Source organism: Agarivorans sp. QJM3NY_33, from assembly GCF_050870865.2.
Lineage (GTDB): Bacteria > Pseudomonadota > Gammaproteobacteria > Enterobacterales > Celerinatantimonadaceae > Agarivorans.
Genome location: NZ_CP194039.2, coordinates 3455381 through 3482110, shown reverse-complemented (window position 1 = coordinate 3482110; position 26730 = coordinate 3455381). Strand labels below are relative to the sequence as shown.

Below are 26730 nucleotides of genomic sequence, written 5' to 3'. Positions count from 1 at the left end.
TAATGATCGACTTTACGATTTGGCATGGTTTGTTGCTGTTGGGAGTTGGCTTGGTAGCAGGGGTCATCAATACTTTAGCGGGGGGCGGCTCAAATTTAACGCTACCAGCCTTAATGGTCATGGGAATGCCCGCCGAAATCGCCAATGCTACTAACCGTGTTGGTATTTTTTTACAATGCCTCACGGGAGCCTTAGGTTTCAAGAAACATGGTCAATTAGACATCGAAGATGTGGTCCCTATCTTGTGGCCAACCATGGTGGGGGGATTATTCGGGGCCGTTGCTGCTTCTTATGCCCCCAGCTGGATCATTAAATATTTGTTGCTCGGTGCGATGTTGACGATGGCTGGACTGATACTGATTAAACCCAGTGTCGTTGCTGCGGAACCGGGAACCCAAGCTAAAAAAGTAAGGCAGACGCCCGCCGCCAAATGGAGTCTGGCCTTGTCTGGTTTTTACGGGGGCTTTGTTCAAGCGGGCGTCGGTTTCATATTGGTCGCGGCCTTAGCTGGCAGTCTACGCTACGATTTAGTGAGAGCAAATGCACTTAAGTTAGTTTGCACTTTGGCATTTACTAGCATTGCCTTGGTGATCTTTATTGTTCGTGACCAAGTGTTGTGGTTACCAGGGAGCGTATTAGCGGTGGGTTATATCATTGGCGCGCATTATGCGGTTAAATTTGCCATTAAGGCTGCCCCCACAACTTTGAAGTGGTTTTTATTTGTGATGACCTTAGTGGGCTGTATTGCGGCGCTTTGGTTTTAATTTGGAAGCATGCTCATGAATCGTTTGTTACTGGTTTGCTTTAGTCTGCTGTTGATGTCTGCTTGCACTGCTAAGCCTGAGGGTATAGAGCCTGTAGACAACTTTGATTTGTCTCGTTATCTGGGGACTTGGTACGAAATTGCGCGCCTCGATCATTCCTTTGAGCGAGGCTTAAGCCAAGTGACTGCGACTTACAGTTTAGCTAGGGATGGCCGAGTGAGAGTGCTTAACAAAGGCTTCTCTGAGCAAAAACAAACTTGGTCTGAGGCGAAGGGCATCGCCAAGTTTGTCGATTCACCAAAGGTTGCGCATTTAAAAGTCTCTTTCTTTGGTCCTTTCTACGGAGCCTATGTGGTTTTTGTATTAGATAAAAACTATCAATATGCGTTGGTTGCTGGACCCAATCGAGATTATTTATGGATTTTGGCGCGTCATCCCGAGATCTCTCCTCAGCTTCGAATTGATTTATTAAAGAAAGCCAAAAGCTATGGTTTTGATACCAGTCAATTGATTTTTGTCGAACAACGCCGGCGACGATAAATCATTGTTGAATCAAATTTGGTGCTATTCCTGAGCTGAGAGCTATGCGCTTTATGAGCAATATAACAGTGTTGCATATTTTGATTTAGTCACGAGGGAACCATGATGTGGACTAAAGGTTTGGTTATACAACGTATTGATTGGAATGAACAATTATTTAGCTTACGGATAAAAGCCGATATTGAACCATTCACTGCCGGCCAGTTCATTAAGTTATCGGAAATGCGAGATGGAAAACGTATCGCTCGAGCTTATTCTTTGGTGAATCCTCCTGACAGTGATTATTTAGAGGTTTTAGCCATTAAAGTTGAGCAAGGTTTATTGTCGCCCAATCTACATTCCCTGCAGCTTGGCGATTGTATCGAAGTATCCAGCAGAGCCTCAGGCTTTATGGTTTTAGATGAAGTCCCTGAGGGGAAGCATCTATGGCTGCTCGGCAGTGGGACGGGGATTGGTCCATATTTTTCAATGTTAGAAACTGCTGCGGTATGGCAGCGCTTTGAAAAAATTGTATTAGTTTATGCCGTCAGTTACGCTCAAGATATCGCCTATCAACCGTTGATTGATAAATATAAAGCTCAATATGCAGAGCAATTTATTTTTCAAGCAATGGTGACTCGCGAAGTTTATCCTGATGCACTCAAGAGTCGTATTCCTTTGGCGATCGCCAATGGGGCTCTGGAGCGCGCCGTTGGTTTAGAGTTTAAGGTAGACAATTCGCAAGTGATCATCTGTGGAAATCCTGAGATGATCGCGGATGCACAGCGAGAGCTAGAGCATAAAGCTTTGATTAAAAACCTGCGCAGGAAGCCCGGACAGATCACCGTAGAGCGCTATTGGTAGTGTGGATTGACTTTATTGTGATAGAATCGCTTGAAAATTACACTGCGTTTACAGCTGCATTCAGTTTTGCGGCATGTAAAGCAAAGGAATCATTTGTCAGCTTTTTTTACACTTAGCGTTTAAAATATCAGGTTTGGTTTGTAAGTTATTGTTTAAATAGATTAATTATAGTTGGCTTGAAATTTGCTTTGTATGAGGCAGTAAAAGATTAAATTTTAATAGCAGGATGCTAGTTGGGAGGCGTTGTGTTTAAACATATTTTGTTAGTAGCAAGTTGTGCTTTATCTTTGTCGGCTGTTGCTGCAGAGCAAGTGTGGGATTTCGATGATGGAACTCTGTCCGGAACAAATTATGGCAATACGCTAGATTTAGATGGTTTGAGTGTTCAAGGTTGGTCCGATACCGGGACTCGTCGCGAAGATGAAACCTTAGCGAATACTCGATTGAGTTATAGCGATTATTGGGGCCTGATGTCTAAAAATCAGGACGAACGCTCTGGGTCACCGAGCCATGCTATCGACAGCTTTGGTAATGACCATGACATGGTGCTATTAAGCTTTGATCAGTCAGTTAACCTGTCTGGTTTTACGCTTGGTTGGGCCTATGAAGACTACGGTTATAGTTCATCAAGTAGTGCCGATGTGAGCGTTCTCGCCTATTCCGGTAGTGATACGCCAGTTTTATATGGCCAAACTTGGGACGATTTGGCTGGCTTGGGTTGGACCACCGAAGCGGAAGTTGCGGATGCAGATGAATTTGCCTATCAGGCCATTGATTCCAGTGCTAGCTCTAAATACTGGTTGATTGGGGCATACAATCCGATATTTGGAAGCTTAGGTTGGTCTGATAACAACGATGCCTTTAAATTAGCGGGGGCTAAGGCGACTCCAGGTGAAGATCCTTTACAACCAGCAACCAGTGTTCCTGAACCTGGCACGGTGATGTTGTTAGCCATGGGTCTATTTGGACTTGCTTTACGTAAGAACAAGCGCCAAGCATAATTTAACTGAACTCCTTTTTAGTTTAAAAATACGAAATACGCTGTATTTCGTATTTTTTTGTCTTTTTTTTGCTGCTTGTTCATTAGATACTGCTTGTTGAATCAATTGATTGTTCACGCGAAGTAAAGGAAATGCATGTTAAGAATGAATAAAACGATTATTGCTCTCACGCTGCTGTTAATGGGAAACGTTACCTTTGCCGACGAACAAACCAATAACTATGAACTGGCAGTTAAGGCTTATCAATTAGGTGACGAGAATGAAGCCTTCATTCATTTGAAAAATGCCTTAAAAGCAAATCCACAACATCTCTCTTCTAAATTGTTATTAGCTAAAGTGTATTTTAATGCAAATAACTTAGCTGCAGCAGAGGAGCAGTTAGAAGAAGCTTTATCTCTAGGTGCGGATATTAATCTGGTTCTCCCCTTGCTCGGTAACGTGCTATTGCTGCAAGGGAAAGTTGACGCTGTGTTGGCGCTAGAGCAACGTTCTGCTGAGTTTTCAAAAAATAGTCAATTTGAATGGAAGCTATTACGTGGACGCATCTATTTACGCAAATCACAAGTTGAGCTCGCGAAGTTAGAATTTGAACAAGCACTGCAGTTGGCGCCGAATCAATCGAGTGCAATCAATACGCTGGCAACCCTTTATTTAGCTCAAAAGGAATACCTTTTAGCGGATAAATTAGTCACTCACTCCTTAGCAATTAACAATAATAATGAACGAACTTGGAAGTTGAAGGGTGATCTGGTCGCGGCTCAAGGCATGCTCGAGCAAGCTTTGGTGAGTTATGAACATGCTATTTCCATTGATCCAGAGGATCCTAAGATATTGCGTAGTTTGGTGATGACCAATCTTAAGTTGAATCGTCTTGAGCAAGCTAAGCATTACCTACAGCGTATTCAAAAACAAACCCCCAATGATCCGACTGCCATTCTGATCAATGCGACCTTACTCGCGAAGCAAGACGAATTTGAGCTTGCAGAGCAAAGCCTGGCCGAGTTATCCCAGAAAATTTCTGCAGCGGAAGGGAGTGAGTTAACTGACCCCAGTATGCTGCTGTTTATTCAAGGCGCATCGGAGTTTATTCGCCAGAATGATGAAAAAGCGCAACAGTATTTGAGTCAGTATTTAAAGGCAAAACCGAGTGACTTAGGGGCGACTCGAATGTTGGCCAAGGTTTACCTTCGCTCAGATCAGGCTTATAAGTTGCAATTATTGCTACAAGATAATTTCGAATACATTCTTCCCGATCTGGGTTTATCAGCACAGTTGGTCTATTTGTATATTGAATCCGGGCGAATTCGGGCGGCGCAACAAGCTTTTGAACAGATGCGGGCGTACCATAGTAAATCTAATTATATTGGTATTTTAGAAGCTGAGTTATTACGCGCGAGTGGGGAGCCTCAACAAGCATTTTTGCAGCTCACGTCTTTGCCTTATAGTGATGATCAATCGCCTTTAAAATGGTTGCAACTCAAAGGAGAGTTGGCTTTAGAAATTGATGATATAGATGCGGCGAAACTAAGCATCGATAGCCTGATTAAACGTAAGGTGAATACGACTCAGGCCCAAAATTTGATTGCCGCCTATTATATTAAGATGAATCAAGCTGATTTAGCTCTTCAATATCTAAATAAAGTATTAGCGAAAAGTCCAGAAAATATCAGTGCAATGTTTAATAAGGCGCTGATTTTTCAAACGAATAATGATCTTGACCAAGCCTTGACCATCTTTCAACAAATTCTAAAAATTGAACCTCAGCATTCACCGAGTCACTTAGTTGTCGCCCGTATTTACTTCCAACAACAAGCCTATGCTGATGCGACAGCTCAGCTAGATAAAGTATTGATATATGAGCCGGATAATCGTGTAGCGAAAGAGTTGAAATTAGATATTTATATGCAAACTCAACAATGGCCCTTAGCCTTAACTTTAGTGGAAAAGTTGAATAGAGAATATATTCTAAATGAGGCTTACCTGACTCGTTATGCCGAGATATTGATACAATTAGAGCGCTATCAAGATACAGCCTACCCTTTAGGTTTGTTAGATAGTTTATGGAAGGAACAAGCCCCTAAACTGAAGTTGCTTGCAAGCTTGCAAGTAAGAGCGAAGGATCTTGATGGGGCGAAAGCGAGCTTGGCAAAAGCCCGCGCTTTAGCCCCAGAAGATATGTCAACCTTGCTCATGCAAGGGCAAATCGACTTGGCTCAAGCAAACATCGCCAGTGCTGAAGTTGTGGTGAGCCAATTGACAGAACAATTTGGTGAAAGCAGCGAATTATATGCTTTGCAAGGTGGCATATTTCTCGCTAAAGATGATCCCTTGGCAGCCCAGAAAGCTTATAGCCAAGCCTTGACTCTAAATAAATTTAATCGAGGTGCTGCAATTCATCTATATCAACTGGCGCAACAAAATATAGCAGTTGATGAGTTCACTGAACAGTTTGAAGGTTTACTTGATAACAGTTCGCAAATGGCTTGGCATCGCCGCTTGTTAGCCGATACTTATATGCGGCAAAAAAATTATGCCAAGGCCCAATCGCACTATGAAGCCTTGCGTAAATTCCCAAGCCTAAAAGATGAGCCTAGTTTAATTAATAACTTGGCTAATATTTATGCGAAGAGTGATTTAGATAAGGCTTTTGCTTTGATCGAAATTAGCCTTCAACAAGGTAGTAAAAGTTCAGCGACGCTGGATACAATTGGTTGGATAGAAGCCCAGCGAAGTCACTTCGACCAAGCCTTGTTGTATTTGCGGGAAGCTTATACCACCGATTCCTCGGATCCAACGATTCGTTATCACCTTGCCTATGTTTTAGCCAAGCTAGGTCGTGTCACAGAGGCCAAAATTGAATTGAAAGCGGCTTTGGCTATTGCGCAAAATTTTGCGGAATATGAAGACGCAAAACAATTGCTCAGCGATTTAGAAAAGAATAAAGCCTAATAAACAAAAGTCATCTGGGAGCGTCTTATACTCATGATCCGAGAGATGATACCCTCTCGGATTTTTTATTGCTGCTCCTTTGCCGTAACAGTGAATATTCGCCATGCGAGTGGGGCCATTAATCGCACTATTTAGTACATTCTTGGCGCTGTCGAATATGCAGCCTGTTGCGCGGGATCTGCCTGTTGAAGACGCTGTAAGTTTTTCAGCTTTACTTCGCAAAAGTAGATTTTTCGCTTGTCTACGGGTTTTTGATAACAAGAAAAACCGTTGTGCTATGCCATTTACTCTTCGAAATTAAACGGGAAAAGGCTTAGCAAGTCCCAATAAGCACAGCCCAAGGATCGGTTGGCGTAAATCGACAATTTGATTCGGCCAAACGAAGCAGGCCTAGAAATAAAAATGCCGTTCAAGAGCTATGAACGGCATGACTTGCTTGGTGAGCTTGCTAGTTGATCCGTTTGTACTTGATACGGTGCGGTTGAGCCGCAGCTTCACCAATGGTTTCTTTGAGCCACGCTTCATACTCGGTAAAGTTACCAGCATGGAAGTTCACCTGTCCCTCATCTCGGTAGTCGAGAATATGGGTAGCAATGCGGTCTAGGAACCAACGGTCATGTGAAATGACCATGGCACAGCCGGCAAACTCTAGCAGTGCATTCTCCAGCGCACGTAGGGTTTCAATGTCTAAATCGTTGGTCGGTTCATCGAGCAGCAATACATTGCCACCCGCTTGTAATAACTTGGCTAAATGTAAACGCCCGCGCTCACCACCAGAGAGTTCTCCAACCCGTTTTTGCTGGTCGGAGCCTTTGAAGTTAAAACGTCCCACATAGGCTCGGCTTGGGATTTCGATATTACCGATCTTGAGAATATCGGAGCCTCCAGAGACCTCTTGCCAAACGCTTGCTTTATTGTCCATGTCATCACGAAACTGATCAACACTGGCAATTTGTACGGTATCTCCCACCTCGATATTCCCAGAATCTGCTTGTTCAACACCGGTAATCATTTTAAACAGAGTCGACTTACCTGCACCATTCGGTCCAATGATCCCAACAATAGCTCCCTTTGGAATGCTAAACGATAAGTCGTTAATCAGGACTCGACCATCGAAGGACTTACTGAGATTGGTAACATCAATCACCTTGTCGCCGAGTCGCTGGGCGGCAGGGATGAATAGCTCATTGGTTTCATTACGACTTTGGAAGCTTTGGTTATTTAGTTCTTCAAAACGAGCCATACGAGACTTACTCTTGCTTTGGCGACCTTTAGCATTAGAGCGAACCCATTCCAACTCTTTCTGAATCGATTTCATACGTGCTTTTTCTTGAGATGCTTCTTGGCTTAAGCGGTTTTCTTTTTGTTCTAGCCAAGAAGAGTAATTTCCTTCCCAAGGAATACCTTCACCGCGATCGAGTTCAAGGATCCAGCCAGCGACATTGTCGAGGAAGTACCGATCGTGGGTTACGGCAACAACGGTGCCTTCATAGTCATGTAAGAAACGCTCCAACCATGCGACGGACTCAGCATCCAAGTGGTTGGTTGGTTCATCGAGTAACAGCATGTCTGGTTTTTCTAGTAATAGTCGACATAAGGCGACGCGACGTCGCTCACCACCGGAAAGTTGTGCTATTTTTGCGTCCCAATCAGGGAGGCGTAATGCGTCGGCGGCACGCTCTAATTGGTTGTCGAGGCTATGCGCATCATGAGTGGCTAAGATAGCCTCCAATTCTCCTTGCTCTTGGGCGAGCGCATCAAAATCAGCGTCGGGTTCGGCGTAAGCTGCGTACACTTCATCGAGTCTAACTTGGGCGTTTTTAACCACCGCAACCGCTTCTTCTACAACTTCGCGAACCGTTTTGCTTAAATCCATTTGCGGTTCTTGAGGAAGGTAGCCAATTTTGGTCCCAGGGTTAGCACGGGCTTCACCTTCAATTTCAGTGTCGACCCCAGCCATAATGCGTAACAAGGTAGATTTACCTGCGCCATTTAAACCTAATACGCCAATTTTTGCGCCTGGGAAAAAGCTTAAGGAAATATTTTTTAGGATATGCTTTTTAGGGGGAACGATTTTACCAACACGGTTCATCGTATAAATAAATTGGGCCATTCGCCTTTCCTTTAAGATGTCTTAATAATTTGCTGTGTTTTGTAAAGATATAAACAGCTTCAATACCATAGGACGCTATGATACTGGCTTCGTTAAGGGATACTAGGGGAAGAATAATTTATTGTTTAAGTTTTTGAAGTGACATGATGGATCCTTCACGATGTTCTGAGCTTTATCATTTTCTTTATTCATTTAAAGCGTGTTCCAATTTATCGGTATTTAGTGTTATGTTTGTCATACATTTATCAGACTAAAGTTACTCATGAAACGAATGCTGTTTGCTTGCTTGGCTCTATGCTTAGCATTTTCTGCTGCTGCTCTCACCTATGACTTACCAAACGAAGGAAGCCGATTGATTGGCGGAAATCAGTGGCATACGGTACAAAAAGGTGAAACTGTTGCGATGATTGCCGAACATTATCAAGTCGGTTTTTTAGCGATGATGGCTGCCAATAAAGAGGTGGATCCCTTTCTCCCCAAACCGGGTACCAAGTTGTTGATCCCCACCCAAATTCTATTACCGAATGCAGAATATCAAGGGGTGGTGGTTAACTTGGCTGAATTACGTTTGTACTATTTTCATCCTGATTCGCGCAAAGTAGATGTTTTTCCTATTGGTATCGGTCGGATCGGCAGAGAAACGCCGGAGATGAAAACCGTGGTTAGCCAAAAACGTGAAAAACCAACCTGGACTCCAACCCAAAATATCCGTAATGAATATGCAGCGAAAGGGGTGATTTTGCCAAAAGTGGTGCCAGCTGGGCCCGAAAATCCTCTCGGTGAATATGCATTAAGGCTTGCCTATGGAAGCGGCGAGTATTTAATCCATGGAACTAACAAAGAGTTTGGTGTGGGCTTAAGAGTGAGCTCAGGTTGTATTCGTTTATTTCCTAAGGATATCGAGTATTTATTTAAGCAGGTCGCGCTAAACACACCAGTCAGGATTATTGATCAATCTATCAAACACTCTGCTGAGCCCAATGGCGAATATTTACTTGAAGTACACCAACCTTTAAATCGTTCGATAGAAGAAGTACATCAAGCTACTTCTTTGAAGCTGACTCGCGAAGATATAAAGTTTGTGACGCAAACTGGCGTGGATAGTGCCATTGTGAATCAAGCGCTGAAAAATCAGCAAGGGATTGCCCTGTTGGTCGGCGAAAAACGCGGATAAAAAAAGGTGATGCTAAGCATCACCTTTGACTACATCAGCAGTTACTTACTTAGTGTAAGAAGATGCGATGTTATTAATACGTTCGTTGGCACGCATCGCTTCAGCTTTTGCTTGATCAGCACTCATTTGAGCTGATTTGATGTCGCCACTTAAAGAGCTTTGCTCAGTACGAAGAGCTGCAACTTCGTTAGACAAGGCGTCTACTTTGTCGCTTAAAGATTGTACGTTGTTTTCTAGAGCTGTGGTGTTAGTACAACCCGCTAGTAAAATAGTAGAAGCAATAGCGCCTGCAACTAAAAACTTATTCATGGTAAGTCCGTCCTTTTTTATCAATTCTAGCGATCGATATTAGATCGTCGATTTGTTTATGCAAAGCCATTCACTGCGAGCAGTGAGCCGCTGCTATGATTATGGCTCAATAATATCAAGCTGCAAGCCTTTGTTGATAAAAGCAAAAGAAAATTGTGTGTAATACAGGTATTTAAGTCTTTCGGTAACAACTTATTAACATGTTGGTGGAACCTTTCAAAAAATATGTTAATACAAACGCATTGTTCAGATTGTGTGAATATTGGCAACTTTATTTAAGCAGCTTTATCAACTTTCTAAGCATAGACATCAAGTATTCGCTAAGCCACGCACTGCGTTGTGCTTAGCAAGATGAAAAATGTTTATTGGCGTAAAAGTTAAGTCGCAAGCGTTCTGCTACTGAGTTGCAGGCACTGAAATGCCCGCTTGTTCCCCTTGCTGGTTGAGCTAAGTGTATTTTTATTGAGCTAGGAGATATGTAGCTTGCTTCATTTGCGTTAACCTTGGTCGCTGTTCCTTGTAAAAAGGTTGCTACTGCAGTTTACTCGTGTTTCGGCTGATTGCCGTTGTGCGTAGATTGATCGACAATGCCGATGATTTGCATCATCTGCTTTGTTTAAATGCCATCATGACAGATGCTTAATCGTCCTTAAATAGTCTGAGCGGGTATAGCTAATTAGCTTTTGTTAGAAGTTTTTTAAAGGTGAATAAATTTCATAAACTTTAAAGCAAGTGAGTAAAAAATTGCTTATTCTCGCTAGAAATCTCATCATACTTCGGTGAAGATGAGTGAAGTATTGGCTTGAATGCTCCTTTGTGGTGACCGTTTATAAGCTAAAATTTTACTGTGATCTGTAAGGGACTCAGGTTAGAATGCGCCTTCGCAAAATCACCCACCAACATGTTATATAAGAGTCAGGAGATACTGATGTTAAAGCGTGATATGAATATCGCCGATTACGATGCCGAACTATGGCAAGCCATTACGAAAGAAGAAGTTCGCCAAGAAGAGCATATCGAATTGATTGCTTCTGAGAACTATGCCAGCCCACGTGTAATGGAAGCACAAGGCTCTTACCTCACTAACAAGTACGCTGAAGGTTACCCTGGTAAGCGTTACTATGGTGGTTGTGAGTATGTTGACCAAGCAGAAATGCTCGCGATTGAGCGTGCAAAAAAATTGTTTGGTGCCGATTATGCTAACGTTCAACCTCACGCTGGTTCACAAGCAAACTCAGCTGTTTTTATGGCTTTACTGAATGCGGGTGATACGGTTTTAGGAATGAGCTTAGCGCACGGTGGTCATTTAACTCACGGTGCGAGCGTTAGCTTCTCTGGTAAAATCTATAATGCTGTTCAGTATGGCATTAATCCAGAAACTGGTGAGTTAGATTATGAAGAAGTTGAGCGCTTAGCAAAACAACATAAACCTAAAATGATTATAGCTGGTTTCTCTGCATATTCAGGGGTCGTTGATTGGCAACGCTTCCGTGATATCGCGGATCAAGTCGGTGCTTACCTATTTGTAGATATGGCCCATATTGCTGGTTTGGTCGCTGCAGGTTTATATCCAAACCCAGTGCCAATTGCTGATGTGGTGACAACCACAACGCATAAAACTTTAGCGGGTCCACGCGGTGGTTTGATTTTGGCTCGTGCTAACGAAGCCATTGAGAAAAAGCTAAATTCAGCGGTATTCCCCGGTGGTCAAGGTGGTCCTTTGATGCATGTGATCGCTGCTAAAGCGGTCGCTTTTAAAGAAGCGATGGAGCCAGAGTTCAAGCAATACCAACAGCGCGTCTTAGATAACGCTAAAGCGATGGTTGCGGTGATGCAAGAGCGTGGTTATAAAATCGTGTCAAATGGTACTGAAAACCATTTGTTCTTGGTCGATTTAATCGACAAAGATATTACGGGCAAAGATGCTGACGCAGCTCTGGGTCGCGCCAATATTACGGTGAACAAAAACTCGGTGCCAAATGATCCTCGTTCACCTTTTGTGACCAGTGGTTTACGTATTGGTACTCCAGCAATTACTCGTCGCGGTATTGATGTCGCAGCTGCAAAAGAGCTTGCGGGCTGGATGTGTGATGTACTGGATAATTTACAAGATGATACTGTTATTGAGCGTGTCAAAGGCCAAGTGTTAGAACTTTGCCAACGTTTCCCTGTCTATGGTTAAGTAGCCAGTGAAATAGTTAGGGACTAACAGTGTTAAAAAAGGAGGCTTTGAGCCTCTTTTTTTTATTGGTGTGTAAAATAGACTTTGTTGTCAATAACTACTATTGTTTTATTTATTACTAGTGGGTTGGGTTCAGTAATGATACTACTTTATTATTGGTGCTATTTTTGCTTGTTATCTCAAATAGTAAGGAACAGTCAAATTACTACCGTGGTTGGTCAATTCTAAGAGAGAGAAATGTAATGGATATGAGCACTTTAAAAAATGCAAAGCGTTTGGTGATCCTACAGTTGTTTATTTGGGGGGCTTTTATGTTGTTAGTGCTTGCTAATTAGCGAAGGTAAACCGCTATCGTGCATTTTTATATGTGCAGTCTAGCTATTTTCGTCGAGCTGCTTGCATACGGCGGCGTTCGCTATCCTACTCTTTAACTCTCAGTCTTCGGGTTCGAGCCTTACAGGTTTATGTCTCGTAGGTTAAACTATGCATCTTCATTGTATCAATGCCTCGTATTTAGAATTAATCATGCGGTGATATTTTTAGCCGGGTAATTATTTTGCCGTGAGCAAAGCTACGCTATCCCAATGGCCTTACTACCAGAGTTTGTTGCTCTTTATAAACATGTAATTTTTATCCTTCTCAGGGCGGGCGAGAGCGTGAATGCCGATTCATTGAGCAAGGTGATGGTGTTGCCAAACGAGTGTGTAAATCATCCATTTAGTGTGCAACTACTGTTTGAGTATCGATCAGAGTCAGCTCCAATAAAGTTGGCTTCCTCCTTGGTGATTCTTTTGATAAGAGGATTACTTTTGGTCGAACTGGAGTGAGCAAAGCTTATAGTCAAATATACTCGTAATAGCGGTAAGCATATTCTAAATATATCTAGTTAGTTGATACTGTGCTTGGAATCGTTGAGTTGTGAGCATTATTATTTGGCTAAATATAGGTATTTACTGTTGTAGATGAGCGCTATTTTGGAACGAGCTGATAAACTATGTATGGTGTGATTCATCAGTGCGAATGATTTTAAGCTGCAAAATATTCCTCACTTAGCTTATAGCGAGCCTGTACCTTCGTTGCCTAACCGGATAAAATCACGGCAGGTTTTTTAAAGGTTATGCGCATGTACTGTCCATTTTGTTCCGCTCATGAAACTAAAGTTATTGATTCTCGTTTGGTTGCTGATGGCCACCAAGTGCGCAGACGTCGAGAATGTTTAGAGTGTCATGAGCGTTTTACCTCATTTGAAGTCGCGGAACTGGTGATGCCCCGAGTTATCAAAGGCAACGGTATTCGCGAACCTTTTAATGAAGAGAAAATGCGCTCAGGTATGATGCGCGCGCTAGAAAAGCGTCCTGTGAGTGTTGATCAGGTTGAACAAGCGGTGAACAAAATAAAGTCTCACCTTCGAGCCACTGGTGAGCGAGAAGTCGAGACCAAACTGATTGGTAAGGTGGTGATGGAGCAGTTGATCATGTTGGATAAAGTCGCTTATGTGCGGTTTGCATCGGTTTATCATTCTTTTGAAGACATTAAAGAGTTTAGCGAAGAGATTGCTAAGTTGGAAAAGTAGCGAATGTTTTCTGCACTTGATTGTCAATTTATGGCTCGGGCGATAGCCTTAGCGAAGCTGGGCCGATATACCACGGCACCAAATCCTAACGTTGGTTGTGTCATTGTTAAAGATGGTCGTATCATCGGTGAAGGTTACCATCGACAAGCGGGTCAAGGACACGCTGAGGTAAACGCAGTTACGGATGCAAAACAAGCCGGTTTCAGCCTTGATGGCGCGTGTTGTTATGTCACCTTAGAACCTTGTAGCCATGTAGGTCGAACTGGTTCTTGTGCTGCCATGATCGTCGAGCTAGGGATCACGGAAGTGGTAATTGCTATGATTGATCCCAACCCACAAGTCGCGGGCAAGGGAATTGCCATGCTCGAACAGGCAGGCGTTAAGGTTCGTCTTGGCTTAATGGAATCGGCGGCTCGTGCGTTAAATCCTGGCTTCTTGAGCCGAGTTGAGCGAAAGCGACCCTTTGTACGCTTAAAGCTAGCGGGTTCTATCGATGCTAAAACGGCATTAGCCAATGGTGAAAGTCAGTGGATTACCTCGACTCATGCCCGCAGTGATGTGCAACGAGAGCGGGCTGCTAGTCACGCTATATTATCCACTGCAACAACTGTCATTCGGGATAACGCAAGTTTAAATGTACGTCATCATCAACTGGGCAGCTTGGCTGAACAGCTCGATCGATCGACCTTACGCCAGCCGCTTAGGGTGATTATCGATCGTCAGCAACGCTTGAACTCTGCGCCAAAAACACTGGATATTTTTAAGGACCCATCATCGCTATGCTTGGCTGGGTTTGCTGAGCAAAACCAACTTGATGTGGCGAAACAATTCACAATTGCTAAGGGTGAGCATTGGTTAGAGCGCCTTATGGCAGCTTTAGCTTCCGCGGAGATTAATGACTTGTGGGTCGAAGCTGGGGCCAGTTTGGCGGCAGCTTTACTCAAAGCAAATTTGGTTGACCAGTTGATTGTTTATCAGGCGGGGCTACTGATGGGCGCGGATGCTCAAAGTTTGGTGGCTCTTAACGGATACCAACAGATGAAGCAGCTTCAATCTTGGCGTTGCCTAGATATTCGTCGTATTGGTCCAGACACAAAAACCATCTGGGTTCCCCAGAATGAGGAAGCGTAATAATAATGTTTACTGGTATCATTGAAGCTCTCGGTGAAATAAAGAGCTTGGAGCATCGTCAGGGTGATGTACGTTTGAGAATTGCCTGCGCCAAGCTAAATATGGAAGATGTTTGTTTAGGGGATAGTATTGCAGTTAACGGGATTTGTTTAACTGTGGTTGAGTATGGCGGACAATATTTTTGTGCAGATGTCTCAACTGAAACCTTGAGTCTAACTTCTTTAGCTGGTTGTAAGCAGGGTGATAAAGTGAACTTGGAAAAGGCGATGTTAGCCACAAGTCGCTTTGGGGGACATATTGTTAGTGGACATGTGGATGGTTTAGCCGAAGTACTTAGCATTAGTCCTAGTGCCCGTGCGGTGAACATTTGGCTACAAGTCCCCAAGGATCTCGCGCGTTATATTGCCCATAAGGGTTCGGTCACTGTCGATGGCATTAGTCTCACGGTGAATGAGGTCAATCAGCAACAGTTGCGCCTGACTATCATTCCGCATACAGCTGAACAAACAACCATTGCAAATTGGTCTGTAGGTCAAAAAATTAACTTGGAAGTCGATGTCATCGCTCGCTATGTGGAGCGATTATTTGGTTACGCAGAAGAGAATAAATCATCATCGAAGATCGATGCTGCATTTCTAGCGCAACATGGTTTTGTGAAATAAAGCGGTGCCTAGTGCTCCAAAGGCTAGCACGCTAAATAGGCCCCCTTATTAAGTTTAGAAGGTTTGTTATGTCATTAAGCAGTATTGAAGAAATTATTGAAGATTTACGCCATGGAAAAATGGTGGTGCTCATGGATGATGAAGATCGTGAGAACGAAGGCGATATTATTATGGCCGCAGACATGGTGACCCCAGAAGCGATCAATTTCATGGCCACCCATGGTCGCGGTCTAATTTGTTTACCCATGACGAGACAGCGTTGTCAGCAACTCAAATTGCCACTGATGGTAGATGTAAACACCGAACAATTTTCAACCAATTTTACCGTTTCTATTGAAGCGGCAGAAGGTGTAACTACCGGCATTTCAGCCGCCGATCGTGCTCGCACTGTACAAGCCGCCGTGGCTGCAAATGCTGGGCCTGCGGACATCGTGATGCCTGGGCATATCTTTCCTTTAATGGCTCAAGAAGGTGGGGTGCTAACCCGTGCCGGGCATACTGAAGCGGGGGTTGATCTTGCGCGTTTAGCCGGGCGAGAACCAGCAGCAGTGATTGTTGAGGTTTTGAATCAAGATGGCAGCATGGCGCGTCGCCCAGATCTAGAAGTTTTTTGCCAGCAACATGGTTTAAAAATAGGCACAATTGCTGACTTAATCGAATATCGTAACAATCATGAAACCACCATTGAGCGAGTAGCTGAGTGTGAAATGCCAACCCGTTACGGTAATTTCAAATTGATTAGCTACCGAGATACCATCGACAACAAAGTTCATTTTGTGATGCAAGCGGGTGAAGTACAAGCCGAGCAAGCAAGCCTAGTGAGAGTTCATTTACATAATCCTTTCAGCGACTTACTGGCAAGTGACCGGGCCGGAAAAATGAGTTGGCCACTTGATAAAGCCTTAGCCAAAATCGCCGATGAGAAAGGGATATTAGTATTACTGAGTACCGACGATAATGGTGATAATTTGGTTGAACAGGTGAAAGCTTTTGCTTTGCAAGATATCGGTGAAACACCAGCCCCAAAAGAAGCTCAAAGTGCTTCGCGAATGGTGGGCGTTGGTTCGCAGATTTTAGCTGATCTTGGGGTAAGTAAAATGCGCTTGTTGAGTTCACCTAAGCGTTATCACGCCCTCTCTGGGTTTGGCCTTGAGGTGGTTGAATATATCGACCAAGAATAGCTCGCACAAATTTGAGCAAATGAATTAAATTACCAGTCTATCCTTATTGTTGTGCTAGAATAGCGCGATTTTTTTGATGGACTCAAAGAAAAGGCAAAAGATTTATGAAAGTAATAGAGGCAAATTTAGCGGCTCCGAATGCTAAAGTCGCGATTGTTATTGCTCGTTTTAACAGCTTTATTAATGAGAATTTGTTATCAGGGGCTGTGGACACATTGACCCGCCAAGGTGGTTTGAATGACGATAATATTACCGTTGTTCGCGTCCCGGGCGCTGTAGAAATTCCTTTAGCAGCCAAGCGTATCGCCGCATCTAAAAAGTACGATGCAATTATTGCTTTAGGTACCGTGATTCGTGGCGGTACTTACCACTTTGAACTGGTGTCTAATGAATGTCATAAGGGCTTGGCTCAAGTGATGTTGGAGTTTGATATTCCGGTATCGTTTGGAGTGTTAACTACCGAGTCTATTGAACAGGCGATTGAACGCGCTGGTACTAAAATGGGTAATAAAGGTACTGAAGCCGCCCTAAGCGCTTTAGAAATGATTAACTTAGTTAATCAGATAGAAGTTTAAATTGAGGATCTCTCTGTGAAACCAGCTGCACGTCGTAAAGCTAGGCAATTTGCTACTCAGGCAATTTATCAATGGCAAGTGACCAAGGACAGCGTTGCTACTATCGAACATCAGTTCTTAACCGAACAGGATATGAGTAAAGCCGATGTTCCTTATTTTTCTACTTTAATTGCTGGTGTTGTTGGCAATAGTGATAAGCTGGATGCAGCGATGAGTTCATCGTTATCGCGTAAGTTAGAAGAGTTAGATTTAGTTGAACACGCAATTTTATTGATTGGTGTTTATGAGTTGTTGATGGTAACTGATGTTCCACCCAAAGTGGTCATCAATGAAGCGATTGAACTCGCAAAGTCTTTTGCTGCCGAAGATAGCCATAAATTTGTGAATGGCGTATTAGATAAAGTACTTCGTTTACAACAATTTAAGTCATAGTTTTATGCGTTCTTCGTCACCTCTTGGTGAATTTGATATTATCGAAAAGTATTTCCAGCAAAGTAAGTTGCGCCAAGATGTATTGCTTGGTGTTGGCGACGATGCGGCGCTGGTGATACCCGCAGAAAACAGTCAGATTGCAATCTCAACCGATACCTTGGTTGAAGGCGTACATTTTTTCTCTGATATTCCTCCGCATGCTCTCGGCCATAAAGCTCTCGCTGTGAATTTGAGTGATATGGCAGCGATGGGAGCGGAACCGCGTTGGGTGACTCTGGCTATCACTTTACCGGGTGTAGATGAAGCTTGGTTAGAGCAGTTTTGCAGCGGATTCTTTGACTTGGCCGAATACTTTAATGTCAGTTTAATTGGTGGTGATACGACCAAGGGGCCATTAAGTATTACGGTGACTGTTCATGGTATTGTTCCTGCAGGGAAAGCCTTATATCGCAGTGGTGCTAAGCCCGGAGACCGAGTTTATGTTACCGGGAGTCTGGGTGACTCGGGCCTTGCATTAGCGCATTTACAGCAGCAATTGTCTTTGACGCCTCAACAATTAGAGTTGAGTTTAAAACGACATTATTATCCTCTTCCTCGGGTATTAGCAGGTTATGGTTTACGTGATGTAGCTAGCGCAGCGATCGATATTTCTGATGGTTTATATAATGACTTGCAACATATTCTTAGACAGAGTCACTGTTCAGCGACTTTGAATTTGGAGCATATCCCTATGTCAGAAACGCTTAGCGAAGCGGTTGGGGTCGATCGGGGTTTACAATTTGCTTTAACTGGCGGAGAAGACTACGAGTTATGCTTTACCGTGCCAGAATCTAACAAGGGCTCCTTAGAAACCGCTTTAGCCTATAGTGGTGTTCCCTACACGGTGATTGGCCAATTAGCTCCCGGTACCGGTGAAATTAGACTGCACTACCAAGAGCAACCCTATCATCTGGAAGGGCTGGGTTGGGATCATTTTAGTCATGAAAACAAATAAGTCGTACTAATGGATAATCCTGTCGCTAAATTAAATTTACGTCACCCCTTACATTTGTGTGCGGTGGGTTTAGGCAGTGGTCTTGCCCCTAAAGCACCCGGTACTTTTGGTACCTTGGCGGCGATTCCTTTCTACCTATTGCTCGCCCAATTACCGTTATGGCTATATTTGGCTGTATTGTTATTGTCGTTTATTTTCGGTATTTGGTGTTGCAATAAGGCGAGTCAAGCAATGGGCGTGCATGATCATGGCGCCATTGTTTGGGATGAGTTTGTCGGCTACTGGATTACCATGATTGCAGTACCACTTTCTCCGCTGGCGGTGGGTTTAGGTTTTGTGCTGTTTCGAGTCTTCGATATATGGAAACCTTGGCCGATTAAACTACTTGATAAAAAGGTACACGGTGGCTTTGGGATCATGATTGATGATGTGTTAGCGGGTATTTTTGCGGCCATTTGTTTACAACTCATACTCCCTGTAATCGGTTAATACGCCTTCAGTCATACTTCTTGTGCCAGCTATCGCTATTGTTGAACCGAAGCAGACAAGCAAAGTAGCATGCGCATAAAATCTACCTTCTTCCTAAGGTTTGAGTATATACTCTATTTTGGACGTCAGTTGTTCAATAACTATGGCGCTACGTCACTCGTAAAATCTCATATTTATTTCAATTTTTCCAAACCAGTATTCAGTTTATTTTTATATCAAAACCGCATAACTATATTCCGCATTGCATAAATATGATGATATATCGAATCTATAATCACTTTATCTGTTTGTTTTAGCTTTTACTATATAAAATCCTGTATATGCTATTTACAGCGGCAGATAAAAATACTAGTTTAATATGGCAAAAAAGCGGAACGGGCTTGTTTAAGCCTAGCCTTACCATAAAATGAGTTTTTTTTGTGAGCTAAGGAGTAGGCTTAACAAAAACTAAAATTATTGGTCTATTCGCAAACACACTGAAATGTGACCATAAAGGTCACAGCTATGACATGATGTCACATGGAGAATCATAATGAAGAAAGGATTAGCGAAGCTGTCTTTAGCATTAGTTGCTGGCGCAGTAGCTATGAGCGTACAAGCTCAAACATTTGTCTTCTGTTCTGAAGGCAGTCCAGAAGGGTTTAACCCCAGTTTATATACTGCAGGAACTACGTTTGATGCGTCGTCTAAGACCATTTTCAACCGTTTGGTTGAGTTTGAGAACGGTACAACCAATGTGATCCCTGCTTTGGCTGAATCATGGGATGTGTCGGAAGATGGTTTGGAATACACCTTTCATTTACGCAAAGGGGTGAAATTCCATACCCAGAAGAAAGGTTTTAAGCCGACTCGCGATTTTAACGCTGATGATGTGGTCTTTAGCTTCGAGCGTCAGGATGATCCAAATCATCCTTACCATAAAGTCTCCGGTGGCTCTTATGAGTATTACAGCGGTATGGGCATGGAAGAATTGGTGAAAGAAATCGTCAAAGTAGATGATTACACCGTGAAGTTTGTACTAAGCAAACCAGAAGCACCATTCATCGCTAACCTTGCGATGGATTTCGCGTCAATTTTCTCAGCTGAGCAAGCCGATGCGCTGATGAAGGCGGGAACGCCAGAAAAACTGGATCTTGACCCAGTAGGCACTGGTCCTTTCCAAAAAGTACAGTATCAAAAAGACTCGTTAATTCGTTACGTTGGCAATAAAGAATACTGGAACGGCGCACCGGCTATCGACCGTTTAGTCTTCTCCATTACGCCTGATGCCTCAGTGCGTTACGCTAAGCTAAAAGCGGGTGAGTGTCATGTGATGCCTTATCCTAACCCTGCCGATGTTGAGCAGATGAAGAAAGATCCGGATATTAATCTATTAAGTCAGGAAGGTTTGAACATTGGTTTCTTGGCCTTTAATACTCAAAAAGCACCGTTCGATAATGTGAAGGTTCGTAAGGCTCTAAGTCTTGCAGTGAACAAACAAGCGATTATCGATGCGGTCTTCCAGGGTAGCGGTAAAATCGCGAAGAACCCAATTCCACCAACAATGTGGTCTTATGACGAAGACACCGTTGATTATCCATATGATCCAGTGAAGGCGAAAGCGTTGTTGGCGGAAGCCGGTGTTACTAATCTAAAAACTAATATTTGGGCGATGCCTGTTCAGCGTCCATATAACCCTAATGCACGTCGTATGGCCGAGATTATCCAAGCCGACTGGGCGAAAATTGGTGTTAAGGCTGACATTGTTAGTTACGAGTGGGGGGAATACCTCAAGCGTACCAAGCAAGGTGAGCATGATACTGCCTTACTAGGCTGGACTGGCGATAATGGTGACCCAGATAACTTCCTAGGTGTGTTGTTAAGCTGTGATGCGGTTGGCGGTAGTAACCGTGCCATGTGGTGTTACAAACCCTTTGACGATATAATCAACAAAGCGAAGCAACTATCGGTTCAAGCGGATCGCGCTAAACTTTACAAACAAGCACAGAAAATCTTCAAAGAGCAGGCGCCGTGGTTAACCATCGCCCACTCGGTGGCTTACAAGCCAATTCGTAAAGAAGTTCAAGGCTTTAAAGTTGACCCTCTTGGCGGTCATTACTTCTATGGCGTGTCACTAAAATAGCCATATCGAAGGGGCTGGATTCAGCCCCTTTCCTTCCTTCAGACACAGAGCTGTAGTTATGTTCCAATTTATTATAAAAAAAATGATGTTGGTGGTTCCCACTTTCATCGGCATTACTCTTCTTACTTTCACGCTGATCCGGATGATACCTGGTGATCCTATCGAAGTGATGGCAGGGGAAAGAGGCGTGTCACCTGAGCGTCACGCAGCCTTGCGTGCCGAATTAGGCTTAGACCAACCCTTGTTGGTCCAATACTTTGATTATGTAAAAAACATTGCGAGTGGTGACCTTGGCCGTTCATTAATTACCAAGACACCCGTTACCGAAGAATTTCTTACGCTGTTTCCAGCGACTGTGGAATTAGCTTCTTGTGCAGCCTTGTTCGCTATTTTTGTGGGGCTGCCCTGCGGAATTATTGCGGCGGTCAAACGAGGGTCGATATTTGACCACTCGGTGATGACCTTTTCCTTAACCGGTTATTCGATGCCGATTTTTTGGTGGGCCTTACTATTAATGCTGGTTTTTTCGGTTAACCTCGGCATTACCCCAGTCTCCGGCAGGCTTGACGTGACCTATTGGATTGATGAAGTCACCGGTTTCATGTTAATTGATACCTTGTTGTCGGGTGAAGAGGGGGCTTTTGCTTCTGCTGTGCATCATTTAATTTTACCTAGTATTGTACTTGGCACCATCCCGATGGCGGTGATTGCCCGGATGACTCGCTCGTCAATGCTTGAAGTATTAGGTGAAGACTATATTCGAACCGCCCGTTCCAAGGGAATGGCACCGATGCGGGTGATCGTGGTTCATGCTTTACGTAATGCACTGATTCCGGTGATTACCGTGATTGGCTTGCAGGTGGGGATCTTACTCTCAGGAGCGATTTTAACCGAAACTATTTTCGCTTGGCCGGGGATTGGAAAATGGCTCATCGAATCGATCGGTCGACGTGATTACCCTGTCGTTCAAGGGGGCATTCTAATCGTGGCGACGATCATTATTCTGGTCAACTTGTTGGTCGACATTCTTTACGGCGTGGTAAACCCACGGATCCGTCACGGCAAATAGCGGAGTACTGTTAATGTCTGAACAAACTGTTCGCCCTGAAGTGACAGGGCCAAAAGTACAAACCCCCTTACAGGAATTTTGGAGCTATTTTAGCCAGAATACCGGTGCGGTGATTGGTTTGATTTTCATTGTCTCGATGATCTTGCTTGCGATATTCGCGCCGCTGATTGCTCCCCATTCGCCTTTCGAGCAATATCGGGATGCCTTATTAATACCCCCATCTTGGGCAGAAGGTGGCAATAGCACTTATCTACTGGGGACCGATGCGGTGGGACGAGATATTTTATCGCGTTTAATTCACGGTGCTCGGTTGTCGTTATTTATTGGCTTCCTGGTGGTGACGCTCTCCTTAGGTTTTGGCGTACTATTCGGTTTAATTGCTGGTTTCTATCGCGGGGTGGTAGAAACGATCATCATGCGAGCCGTGGACATTATGCTGGCCATGCCCAGTTTATTGTTAGCGATTGCGATTGTGGCTATCTTAGGCCCCAGTATCTTTAACGCGGCGATGGCGATTGCGATTGTTTCGATGCCTCACTATGTTCGCTTGGCTCGCGCCTCGACCATTGCTGAGCTCAATAAAGATTATGTGATCTCTTCGCGGGTTGCTGGCGCAGGTTCTTTTCGTTTGATGTTTATTACCATTTTACCTAATTGTTTGGCTCCGCTGATTGTGCAAGCAACGTTGGGCTTTTCAAATGCCATTTTAGATATGGCTGCTTTAGGCTTCCTTGGTTTGGGTGCTCAGCCACCGAGGCCAGAATGGGGAAGTATGTTGGCGGATGCATTACAGTTTGTGCAAAGTGCTTGGTGGGTGGTGACCTTCCCTGGACTGGTGATCTTACTGACGGTGTTAGCCTTTAATTTAATGGGTGATGGCTTACGTGATGCCCTCGATCCGAAACTGAAGCAGTAGGAGATGAATCCGTGTCTTTATTAGAAGTGAACAACCTCACTGTTGAATTCGGTGATGGCCCCAATCCTTTTCGTGCAGTAGACCAAGTGGCTTACAGTGTTGAAAAAGGTGAAATTGTTGGGATTGTAGGGGAATCAGGTTCCGGTAAAAGTGTTAGTTCCTTGTCGATCATGGGGCTGATTGATTACCCAGGAAAAGTGAGTGCTGATACCTTGAAGTTTGAAGACCAAGACTTATTAGCGATGTCGGAAAATAAACGCCGCGCGATTACCGGGGCAGAGATCGCGATGATCTTTCAAGAGCCAATGTCGAGTCTCAACCCTTGTTATACGGTTGAATTCCAGATTAGCGAAGCGCTGAAAATTCACCAAAGTGGTAATAAGAAGTGGCGTCGCCAGCGGGTGATTGAACTGTTGGATCAGGTGGGGATCCCCGATCCTGAGTCACGTTTAAAAACTTACCCTCACCAACTCTCTGGTGGGATGAGCCAACGAGTGATGATTGCGATGGCGATTGCCTGTGATCCCAAATTGTTAATCGCCGATGAACCCACTACCGCATTAGATGTGACAATTCAGGCGCAAATTGTTGATTTGTTATTAGATCTACAAAAACAAAAAAATATGGGCCTAGTGTTGATTACTCACGATCTTGCTTTAGTCGCCGAATCAGCCCATCGGGTGATTGTGATGTATGCAGGGCAAGTGGTCGAAACTGGTCCTGCCGATGCTATTTTTTCGAATCCTAAACACCCATACACGCAGGCCTTGCTTCGCTCGTTACCGGAGTCCTCTGCTGGTAAGGCGCGTTTAGATGCCTTACCCGGAGTTGTTCCCGGTGCCTTTGATCGTCCGGTTGGCTGTTTGCTCAATCCTCGCTGCGCCTATGCGAGCGATCGTTGCCGCAATGAACGACCGACGATGCAGCACGATGGCGAGCGTCAGGTGCGTTGTTTCACCCCCCTAGATGATGCTGGGAGACCAAGTGCATGAGTGACAGTATTATGAAAGCCGCAGCACTGAGTACTGTGAACACTAAGCTTGAAGTATTGGAGCCAGTGTTGTCAGTGAATGCTGTGAAAAAACATTATCACGTGAAAGCAGGGATGTTTAAGCCCGATGCGACGGTGAAAGCCCTCGATGGTGTAAGCTTTGAATTAGCGAAAGGGAAAACCTTGGCGGTGGTGGGAGAGTCGGGCTGTGGTAAGTCGACCTTAGCCCGAGTATTGACCATGATCGAAACCCCCACTGCTGGTGAGTTGTGTTTTGATGGTAAAGACATCTTAAGCTTAGGTAAAGATGCAGCGAAGGCGCTACGGCAGAAGATCCAAATCATCTTTCAGAATCCCTATGGTTCGCTCAATCCGCGTAAGAAGGTTGGAACGATCTTAGAAGAACCGTTATTGATTAATAGCAGTATGAGCAAGTCTGAACGTAAACAAAAAGCACAAGCAATGCTTGCTAAAGTTGGTTTACGTCCCGAGCATTACGATCGTTACCCGCACATGTTCTCGGGTGGACAACGGCAACGTATCGCGATTGCTCGTGGTTTAATGCTCGATCCAAAGGTGGTGGTTGCCGATGAGCCAGTTTCTGCCTTAGATGTGTCGGTACAGGCACAGGTACTTAATCTGATGATGGATCTGCAAGAGGAGATGGGCTTAAGTTATATCTTTATTTCTCATGACTTATCGGTAGTGGAACACATCGCTGATGAAGTGATGGTGATGTACCTTGGGAAAGCGGTTGAATATGCTAGTTGTGAAGAGTTGTTTGCCAATCCCAAACATCCCTATACTCAGGCTTTGTTGTCGAGTACACCGCGGCTAAACCCAGCGCATCGTCGAGAGAAGATAAAGCTGGAAGGGGAATTACCCTCACCGCTAAATCCGCCTGTGGGCTGCGCTTTCCATGCGCGTTGTCGTTATGCTAAGGAACGTTGTTACGCCGAGCAACCGTCGTTGGTTGTTGATGGTCTAGCTCAGGTAGCTTGTTTTGCTCGAGAAGAGGGGCGAATAGCCTAAGTTATTTGAAAACCATGACAAGCGGGCGAGTCCCGCTTTTTTTATTGCTTAATCCGGTGTAACTTAGCCAGAAAGCTAAGAAAGCCATTAGGATCTCCGATTGCGTAGTCGTTACAAAGCAAGATTAAAGCATTTAGGCTTGATGCTAGTGTTAAGCTGTATTGGGCTGACTCAGGTAGAAGCCAAATTATTAGTTTGGGGGACCGCGTTTCAGACAAGGCCAAGCGCTATCGTGGACGAAGTTGACGCCAATAGTAACTTCATGAATCATCTATTATTTGATCCACTTTTTTTACTCGATCAACAGGGCCGAGTAACCCCGCGTTTGGTGACTAAATGGAAAGTTATTTCGCCAACCCAGATCCAATTTCAGTTACGGGAAAATGTGGATTTTCATTCTGGAAACCGCTTAAGCGCAGAGGATGTAGCATGGACCTTTGAACAATTACGTTATCTGCCCCACCTACAAGCACTATTTGCCCCCATTAAGAGCATCACTGCGCTTAACCAATTACAGTTTGAAGTTCGCACCTATCGACCATTTTCAGAACTTATACAAAGGCTTAGTTTTATTTTTCCGGCGGATAAGCAGTTCTATTTATCCCATTTAGAGGAAGGTTCTGAATCATCAGAGCAGTTACCAATTGTATCGGGCACTGGACCATTTAAGTTAAGTCGCTATGTGCCAGGAATTGTGACGGAGTTTAGTCTTAACTCTGACTATTGGCGGGCGAATCGAGGCAACATTACTCAAGTTAAAGTGGTGCCGATCAAGCAGGCAACAATGCGTATGGCGAGTCTATTCTCTCGTGATGTTGATATAGTTGATCATGTGCCAGATAGTTATGTCGATATGCTAAATAAAGATAAGCAATTACGGGTGATCCAAACCGAAGGATTGAAATGGCTGGCTATTGAACTGAATCAAAGGCATCCCGCTTTGGCCAATCGGGTGGTGCGCCAAGCGCTTAATCTAGCCATTGATAATGTTCATCTAGCGGAGGTACTTGGCCCTTATACTGTGGCTTCCACTCAACTCAGTATTCCTGGGCAACTGGGTTATAACTCGAATTTAGTGCCACGTTATAACTTGCAGCTGGCGCATCAATTATTGCAGCAAGCTGGCTATGCAAAAGGTTTTCAATTGAGTATGGCAGTACCAAAATGGATCTTTGAAGATAACGCCAAGGTGGTTCAGCAATTAGTGACGATGCTGGATAGAGTCAATATTAATTTGCAGCCGGAATGGCTGGATGAGCAGCAATATCAGCAAAGTATTGAGCACTGCAGTAGTGATGTAATTTTAACGCGTCGTCAGAGTGATGCAGGAAATGTTTTAAGCATCGCTCGCTCGATGTTTTTGCAAGATCCTGAAAGCTATGCAGAGCCCAGTCGATGTGCCAGCTATCAAAGTGATAAAGTTGAACAGCTTATCTTAGCTGGTGAACAAGAGTTGGATGAAGTGAAACGGGCGAAGATTGTTCAAGTTCTAGAGCGACAACTTTATCAAGAAGCGGTGTTTGTGCCACTTTATTGGCAACGCACTATTTGGGCAATAAATCAGCAAGTTAACTTTGAAAGTATTAATCCTGCGAGTCCAGTTCCTTTATTTGAACATCTAGAACAATTTAATTAATCGTCAATCATCAAGTGACTAAGCAACACGCGCTGGGGCGAGTGACTCAATC

The 26730-nt window shown here is 44.0% G+C and carries 23 protein-coding genes; 21 read left to right on the top strand and 2 right to left on the bottom strand.

Going from position 1 to position 26730, the window contains the following annotated elements; all coding sequences use genetic code 11:
* Positions 1 to 2 precede the first annotated feature (2 nt).
* From ACRRSY_RS15725 to prsT, 5 genes are all read left to right on the top strand, one after another.
* Complete coding sequence (locus tag ACRRSY_RS15725) at positions 3 to 764, top strand: sulfite exporter TauE/SafE family protein (protein ID WP_432452298.1); 762 nt, start codon at positions 3 to 5, stop codon at positions 762 to 764.
* A 15-nt stretch (positions 765 to 779) separates the two neighbouring features.
* Complete coding sequence (locus tag ACRRSY_RS15720; protein WP_432452299.1) at positions 780 to 1304, top strand: lipocalin family protein; 525 nt, start codon at positions 780 to 782, stop codon at positions 1302 to 1304.
* A gap of 105 nt (positions 1305 to 1409) precedes the next feature.
* Positions 1410 to 2147, top strand: a complete 738-nt coding sequence (locus tag ACRRSY_RS15715; RefSeq protein ID WP_432456159.1) for a ferredoxin--NADP reductase — start codon at positions 1410 to 1412, stop codon at positions 2145 to 2147.
* 245 nt (positions 2148 to 2392) lie between these two features.
* On the top strand, positions 2393 to 3148 hold the full coding sequence (gene xdp1, locus ACRRSY_RS15710; RefSeq protein WP_432452300.1) for an exosortase-dependent surface protein XDP1: 756 nt from the start codon (positions 2393 to 2395) through the stop codon (positions 3146 to 3148).
* Between the two features lie 135 nt (positions 3149 to 3283).
* Positions 3284 to 6097, top strand: coding sequence for an XrtA/PEP-CTERM system TPR-repeat protein PrsT (gene prsT / locus ACRRSY_RS15705; protein ID WP_432452301.1), 2814 nt, complete (start codon positions 3284 to 3286; stop codon positions 6095 to 6097).
* A gap of 448 nt (positions 6098 to 6545) precedes the next feature.
* Here prsT and ettA read toward each other — a convergent pair whose 3' ends face one another.
* Positions 6546 to 8210 carry an energy-dependent translational throttle protein EttA gene (gene ettA / locus ACRRSY_RS15700; protein WP_432452302.1) on the bottom strand — a complete coding sequence of 555 codons (1665 nt, stop codon included), beginning with the start codon at positions 8208 to 8210 and terminating at the stop codon, positions 6546 to 6548.
* 262 nt (positions 8211 to 8472) lie between these two features.
* Here ettA and ACRRSY_RS15695 point away from each other — a divergent pair, with 262 nt between their 5' ends.
* Positions 8473 to 9384, top strand: coding sequence for a L,D-transpeptidase family protein (locus ACRRSY_RS15695; protein ID WP_432452303.1), 912 nt, complete (start codon positions 8473 to 8475; stop codon positions 9382 to 9384).
* Between the two features lie 45 nt (positions 9385 to 9429).
* Here the strand turns inward: ACRRSY_RS15695 and ACRRSY_RS15690 are convergent, their stop codons facing one another.
* Entirely contained in the window at positions 9430 to 9693 is a 264-nt protein-coding gene (locus ACRRSY_RS15690) for an Lpp/OprI family alanine-zipper lipoprotein (RefSeq protein ID WP_432452304.1), read from the bottom strand.
* Between the two features lie 928 nt (positions 9694 to 10621).
* Here ACRRSY_RS15690 and glyA point away from each other — a divergent pair.
* From glyA to ACRRSY_RS15615, 15 genes are all read left to right on the top strand, one after another.
* The gene (gene glyA, locus ACRRSY_RS15685; RefSeq protein WP_432452305.1) at positions 10622 to 11875 is read left to right on the top strand and encodes a serine hydroxymethyltransferase; all 1254 of its coding nucleotides are present in this window, start codon (positions 10622 to 10624) and stop codon (positions 11873 to 11875) included.
* A gap of 1123 nt (positions 11876 to 12998) precedes the next feature.
* Entirely contained in the window at positions 12999 to 13448 is a 450-nt protein-coding gene (gene nrdR, locus ACRRSY_RS15680; RefSeq protein ID WP_432452306.1) for a transcriptional regulator NrdR, read from the top strand.
* A 3-nt stretch (positions 13449 to 13451) separates the two neighbouring features.
* Complete coding sequence (gene ribD / locus ACRRSY_RS15675; protein WP_432452307.1) at positions 13452 to 14579, top strand: bifunctional diaminohydroxyphosphoribosylaminopyrimidine deaminase/5-amino-6-(5-phosphoribosylamino)uracil reductase RibD; 1128 nt, start codon at positions 13452 to 13454, stop codon at positions 14577 to 14579.
* A gap of 5 nt (positions 14580 to 14584) precedes the next feature.
* Entirely contained in the window at positions 14585 to 15241 is a 657-nt protein-coding gene (locus ACRRSY_RS15670; RefSeq protein WP_432452308.1) for a riboflavin synthase, read from the top strand.
* 68 nt (positions 15242 to 15309) lie between these two features.
* The gene (gene ribBA, locus ACRRSY_RS15665) at positions 15310 to 16422 is read left to right on the top strand and encodes a bifunctional 3,4-dihydroxy-2-butanone-4-phosphate synthase/GTP cyclohydrolase II (protein ID WP_432463623.1); all 1113 of its coding nucleotides are present in this window, start codon (positions 15310 to 15312) and stop codon (positions 16420 to 16422) included.
* Positions 16423 to 16526: 104 nt separating this feature from the next.
* Positions 16527 to 16997: a 6,7-dimethyl-8-ribityllumazine synthase gene (gene ribH / locus ACRRSY_RS15660; RefSeq protein WP_432452310.1), complete on the top strand. Its 471-nt coding sequence runs from the start codon at positions 16527 to 16529 to the stop codon at positions 16995 to 16997.
* A gap of 15 nt (positions 16998 to 17012) precedes the next feature.
* The gene (gene nusB / locus ACRRSY_RS15655) at positions 17013 to 17429 is read left to right on the top strand and encodes a transcription antitermination factor NusB (protein WP_432452311.1); all 417 of its coding nucleotides are present in this window, start codon (positions 17013 to 17015) and stop codon (positions 17427 to 17429) included.
* A 4-nt stretch (positions 17430 to 17433) separates the two neighbouring features.
* On the top strand, positions 17434 to 18423 hold the full coding sequence (gene thiL / locus ACRRSY_RS15650; RefSeq protein ID WP_432452312.1) for a thiamine-phosphate kinase: 990 nt from the start codon (positions 17434 to 17436) through the stop codon (positions 18421 to 18423).
* Between the two features lie 9 nt (positions 18424 to 18432).
* Positions 18433 to 18912, top strand: a complete 480-nt coding sequence (locus tag ACRRSY_RS15645; RefSeq protein WP_432452313.1) for a phosphatidylglycerophosphatase A family protein — start codon at positions 18433 to 18435, stop codon at positions 18910 to 18912.
* Between the two features lie 532 nt (positions 18913 to 19444).
* Positions 19445 to 21034, top strand: coding sequence for an ABC transporter substrate-binding protein (locus ACRRSY_RS15640; protein WP_432452314.1), 1590 nt, complete (start codon positions 19445 to 19447; stop codon positions 21032 to 21034).
* Positions 21035 to 21092: 58 nt separating this feature from the next.
* Positions 21093 to 22103 carry an ABC transporter permease subunit gene (locus ACRRSY_RS15635; RefSeq protein ID WP_432452315.1) on the top strand — a complete coding sequence of 337 codons (1011 nt, stop codon included), beginning with the start codon at positions 21093 to 21095 and terminating at the stop codon, positions 22101 to 22103.
* A 13-nt stretch (positions 22104 to 22116) separates the two neighbouring features.
* Positions 22117 to 23019 (top strand): dipeptide ABC transporter permease DppC, encoded by a 903-nt coding sequence (gene dppC, locus ACRRSY_RS15630; RefSeq protein ID WP_432452316.1) that lies wholly within the window; start codon positions 22117 to 22119, stop codon positions 23017 to 23019.
* Between the two features lie 11 nt (positions 23020 to 23030).
* Positions 23031 to 24011: a dipeptide ABC transporter ATP-binding protein gene (gene dppD, locus ACRRSY_RS15625; RefSeq protein ID WP_432452317.1), complete on the top strand. Its 981-nt coding sequence runs from the start codon at positions 23031 to 23033 to the stop codon at positions 24009 to 24011.
* Entirely contained in the window at positions 24008 to 25042 is a 1035-nt protein-coding gene (locus tag ACRRSY_RS15620; protein WP_432452318.1) for a peptide ABC transporter ATP-binding protein, read from the top strand. The genes dppD and ACRRSY_RS15620 overlap by 4 nt, the downstream gene beginning before the upstream one ends.
* Positions 25043 to 25142: 100 nt before the next feature.
* Entirely contained in the window at positions 25143 to 26678 is a 1536-nt protein-coding gene (locus tag ACRRSY_RS15615; protein WP_432459809.1) for an ABC transporter substrate-binding protein, read from the top strand.
* Positions 26679 to 26730 lie beyond the last annotated feature (52 nt).

Bases quoted from the DNA above. Each gene is read 5' to 3' on its own strand.
- ACRRSY_RS15725 (WP_432452298.1), top strand. From the start codon at position 3: ATGATCGACTTTACGATTTGGCATGGTTTGTTGCTGTTGGGAGTTGGC.
- ACRRSY_RS15720 (WP_432452299.1), top strand. From the start codon at position 780: ATGAATCGTTTGTTACTGGTTTGCTTTAGTCTGCTGTTGATGTCTGCT.
- ACRRSY_RS15715 (WP_432456159.1), top strand. From the start codon at position 1,410: ATGTGGACTAAAGGTTTGGTTATACAACGTATTGATTGGAATGAACAA.
- prsT (WP_432452301.1), top strand. From the start codon at position 3,284: ATGTTAAGAATGAATAAAACGATTATTGCTCTCACGCTGCTGTTAATG.
- ettA (WP_432452302.1), bottom strand. From the start codon at position 8,210: ATGGCCCAATTTATTTATACGATGAACCGTGTTGGTAAAATCGTTCCC.
- ACRRSY_RS15695 (WP_432452303.1), top strand. From the start codon at position 8,473: ATGAAACGAATGCTGTTTGCTTGCTTGGCTCTATGCTTAGCATTTTCT.
- ACRRSY_RS15690 (WP_432452304.1), bottom strand. From the start codon at position 9,693: ATGAATAAGTTTTTAGTTGCAGGCGCTATTGCTTCTACTATTTTACTA.
- glyA (WP_432452305.1), top strand. From the start codon at position 10,622: ATGTTAAAGCGTGATATGAATATCGCCGATTACGATGCCGAACTATGG.
- nrdR (WP_432452306.1), top strand. From the start codon at position 12,999: ATGTACTGTCCATTTTGTTCCGCTCATGAAACTAAAGTTATTGATTCT.
- ribD (WP_432452307.1), top strand. From the start codon at position 13,452: ATGTTTTCTGCACTTGATTGTCAATTTATGGCTCGGGCGATAGCCTTA.
- ACRRSY_RS15670 (WP_432452308.1), top strand. From the start codon at position 14,585: ATGTTTACTGGTATCATTGAAGCTCTCGGTGAAATAAAGAGCTTGGAG.
- ribBA (WP_432463623.1), top strand. From the start codon at position 15,310: ATGTCATTAAGCAGTATTGAAGAAATTATTGAAGATTTACGCCATGGA.
- ribH (WP_432452310.1), top strand. From the start codon at position 16,527: ATGAAAGTAATAGAGGCAAATTTAGCGGCTCCGAATGCTAAAGTCGCG.
- thiL (WP_432452312.1), top strand. From the start codon at position 17,434: ATGCGTTCTTCGTCACCTCTTGGTGAATTTGATATTATCGAAAAGTAT.
- ACRRSY_RS15645 (WP_432452313.1), top strand. From the start codon at position 18,433: ATGGATAATCCTGTCGCTAAATTAAATTTACGTCACCCCTTACATTTG.
- ACRRSY_RS15640 (WP_432452314.1), top strand. From the start codon at position 19,445: ATGAAGAAAGGATTAGCGAAGCTGTCTTTAGCATTAGTTGCTGGCGCA.
- ACRRSY_RS15635 (WP_432452315.1), top strand. From the start codon at position 21,093: ATGTTCCAATTTATTATAAAAAAAATGATGTTGGTGGTTCCCACTTTC.
- dppC (WP_432452316.1), top strand. From the start codon at position 22,117: ATGTCTGAACAAACTGTTCGCCCTGAAGTGACAGGGCCAAAAGTACAA.
- ACRRSY_RS15620 (WP_432452318.1), top strand. From the start codon at position 24,008: ATGAGTGACAGTATTATGAAAGCCGCAGCACTGAGTACTGTGAACACT.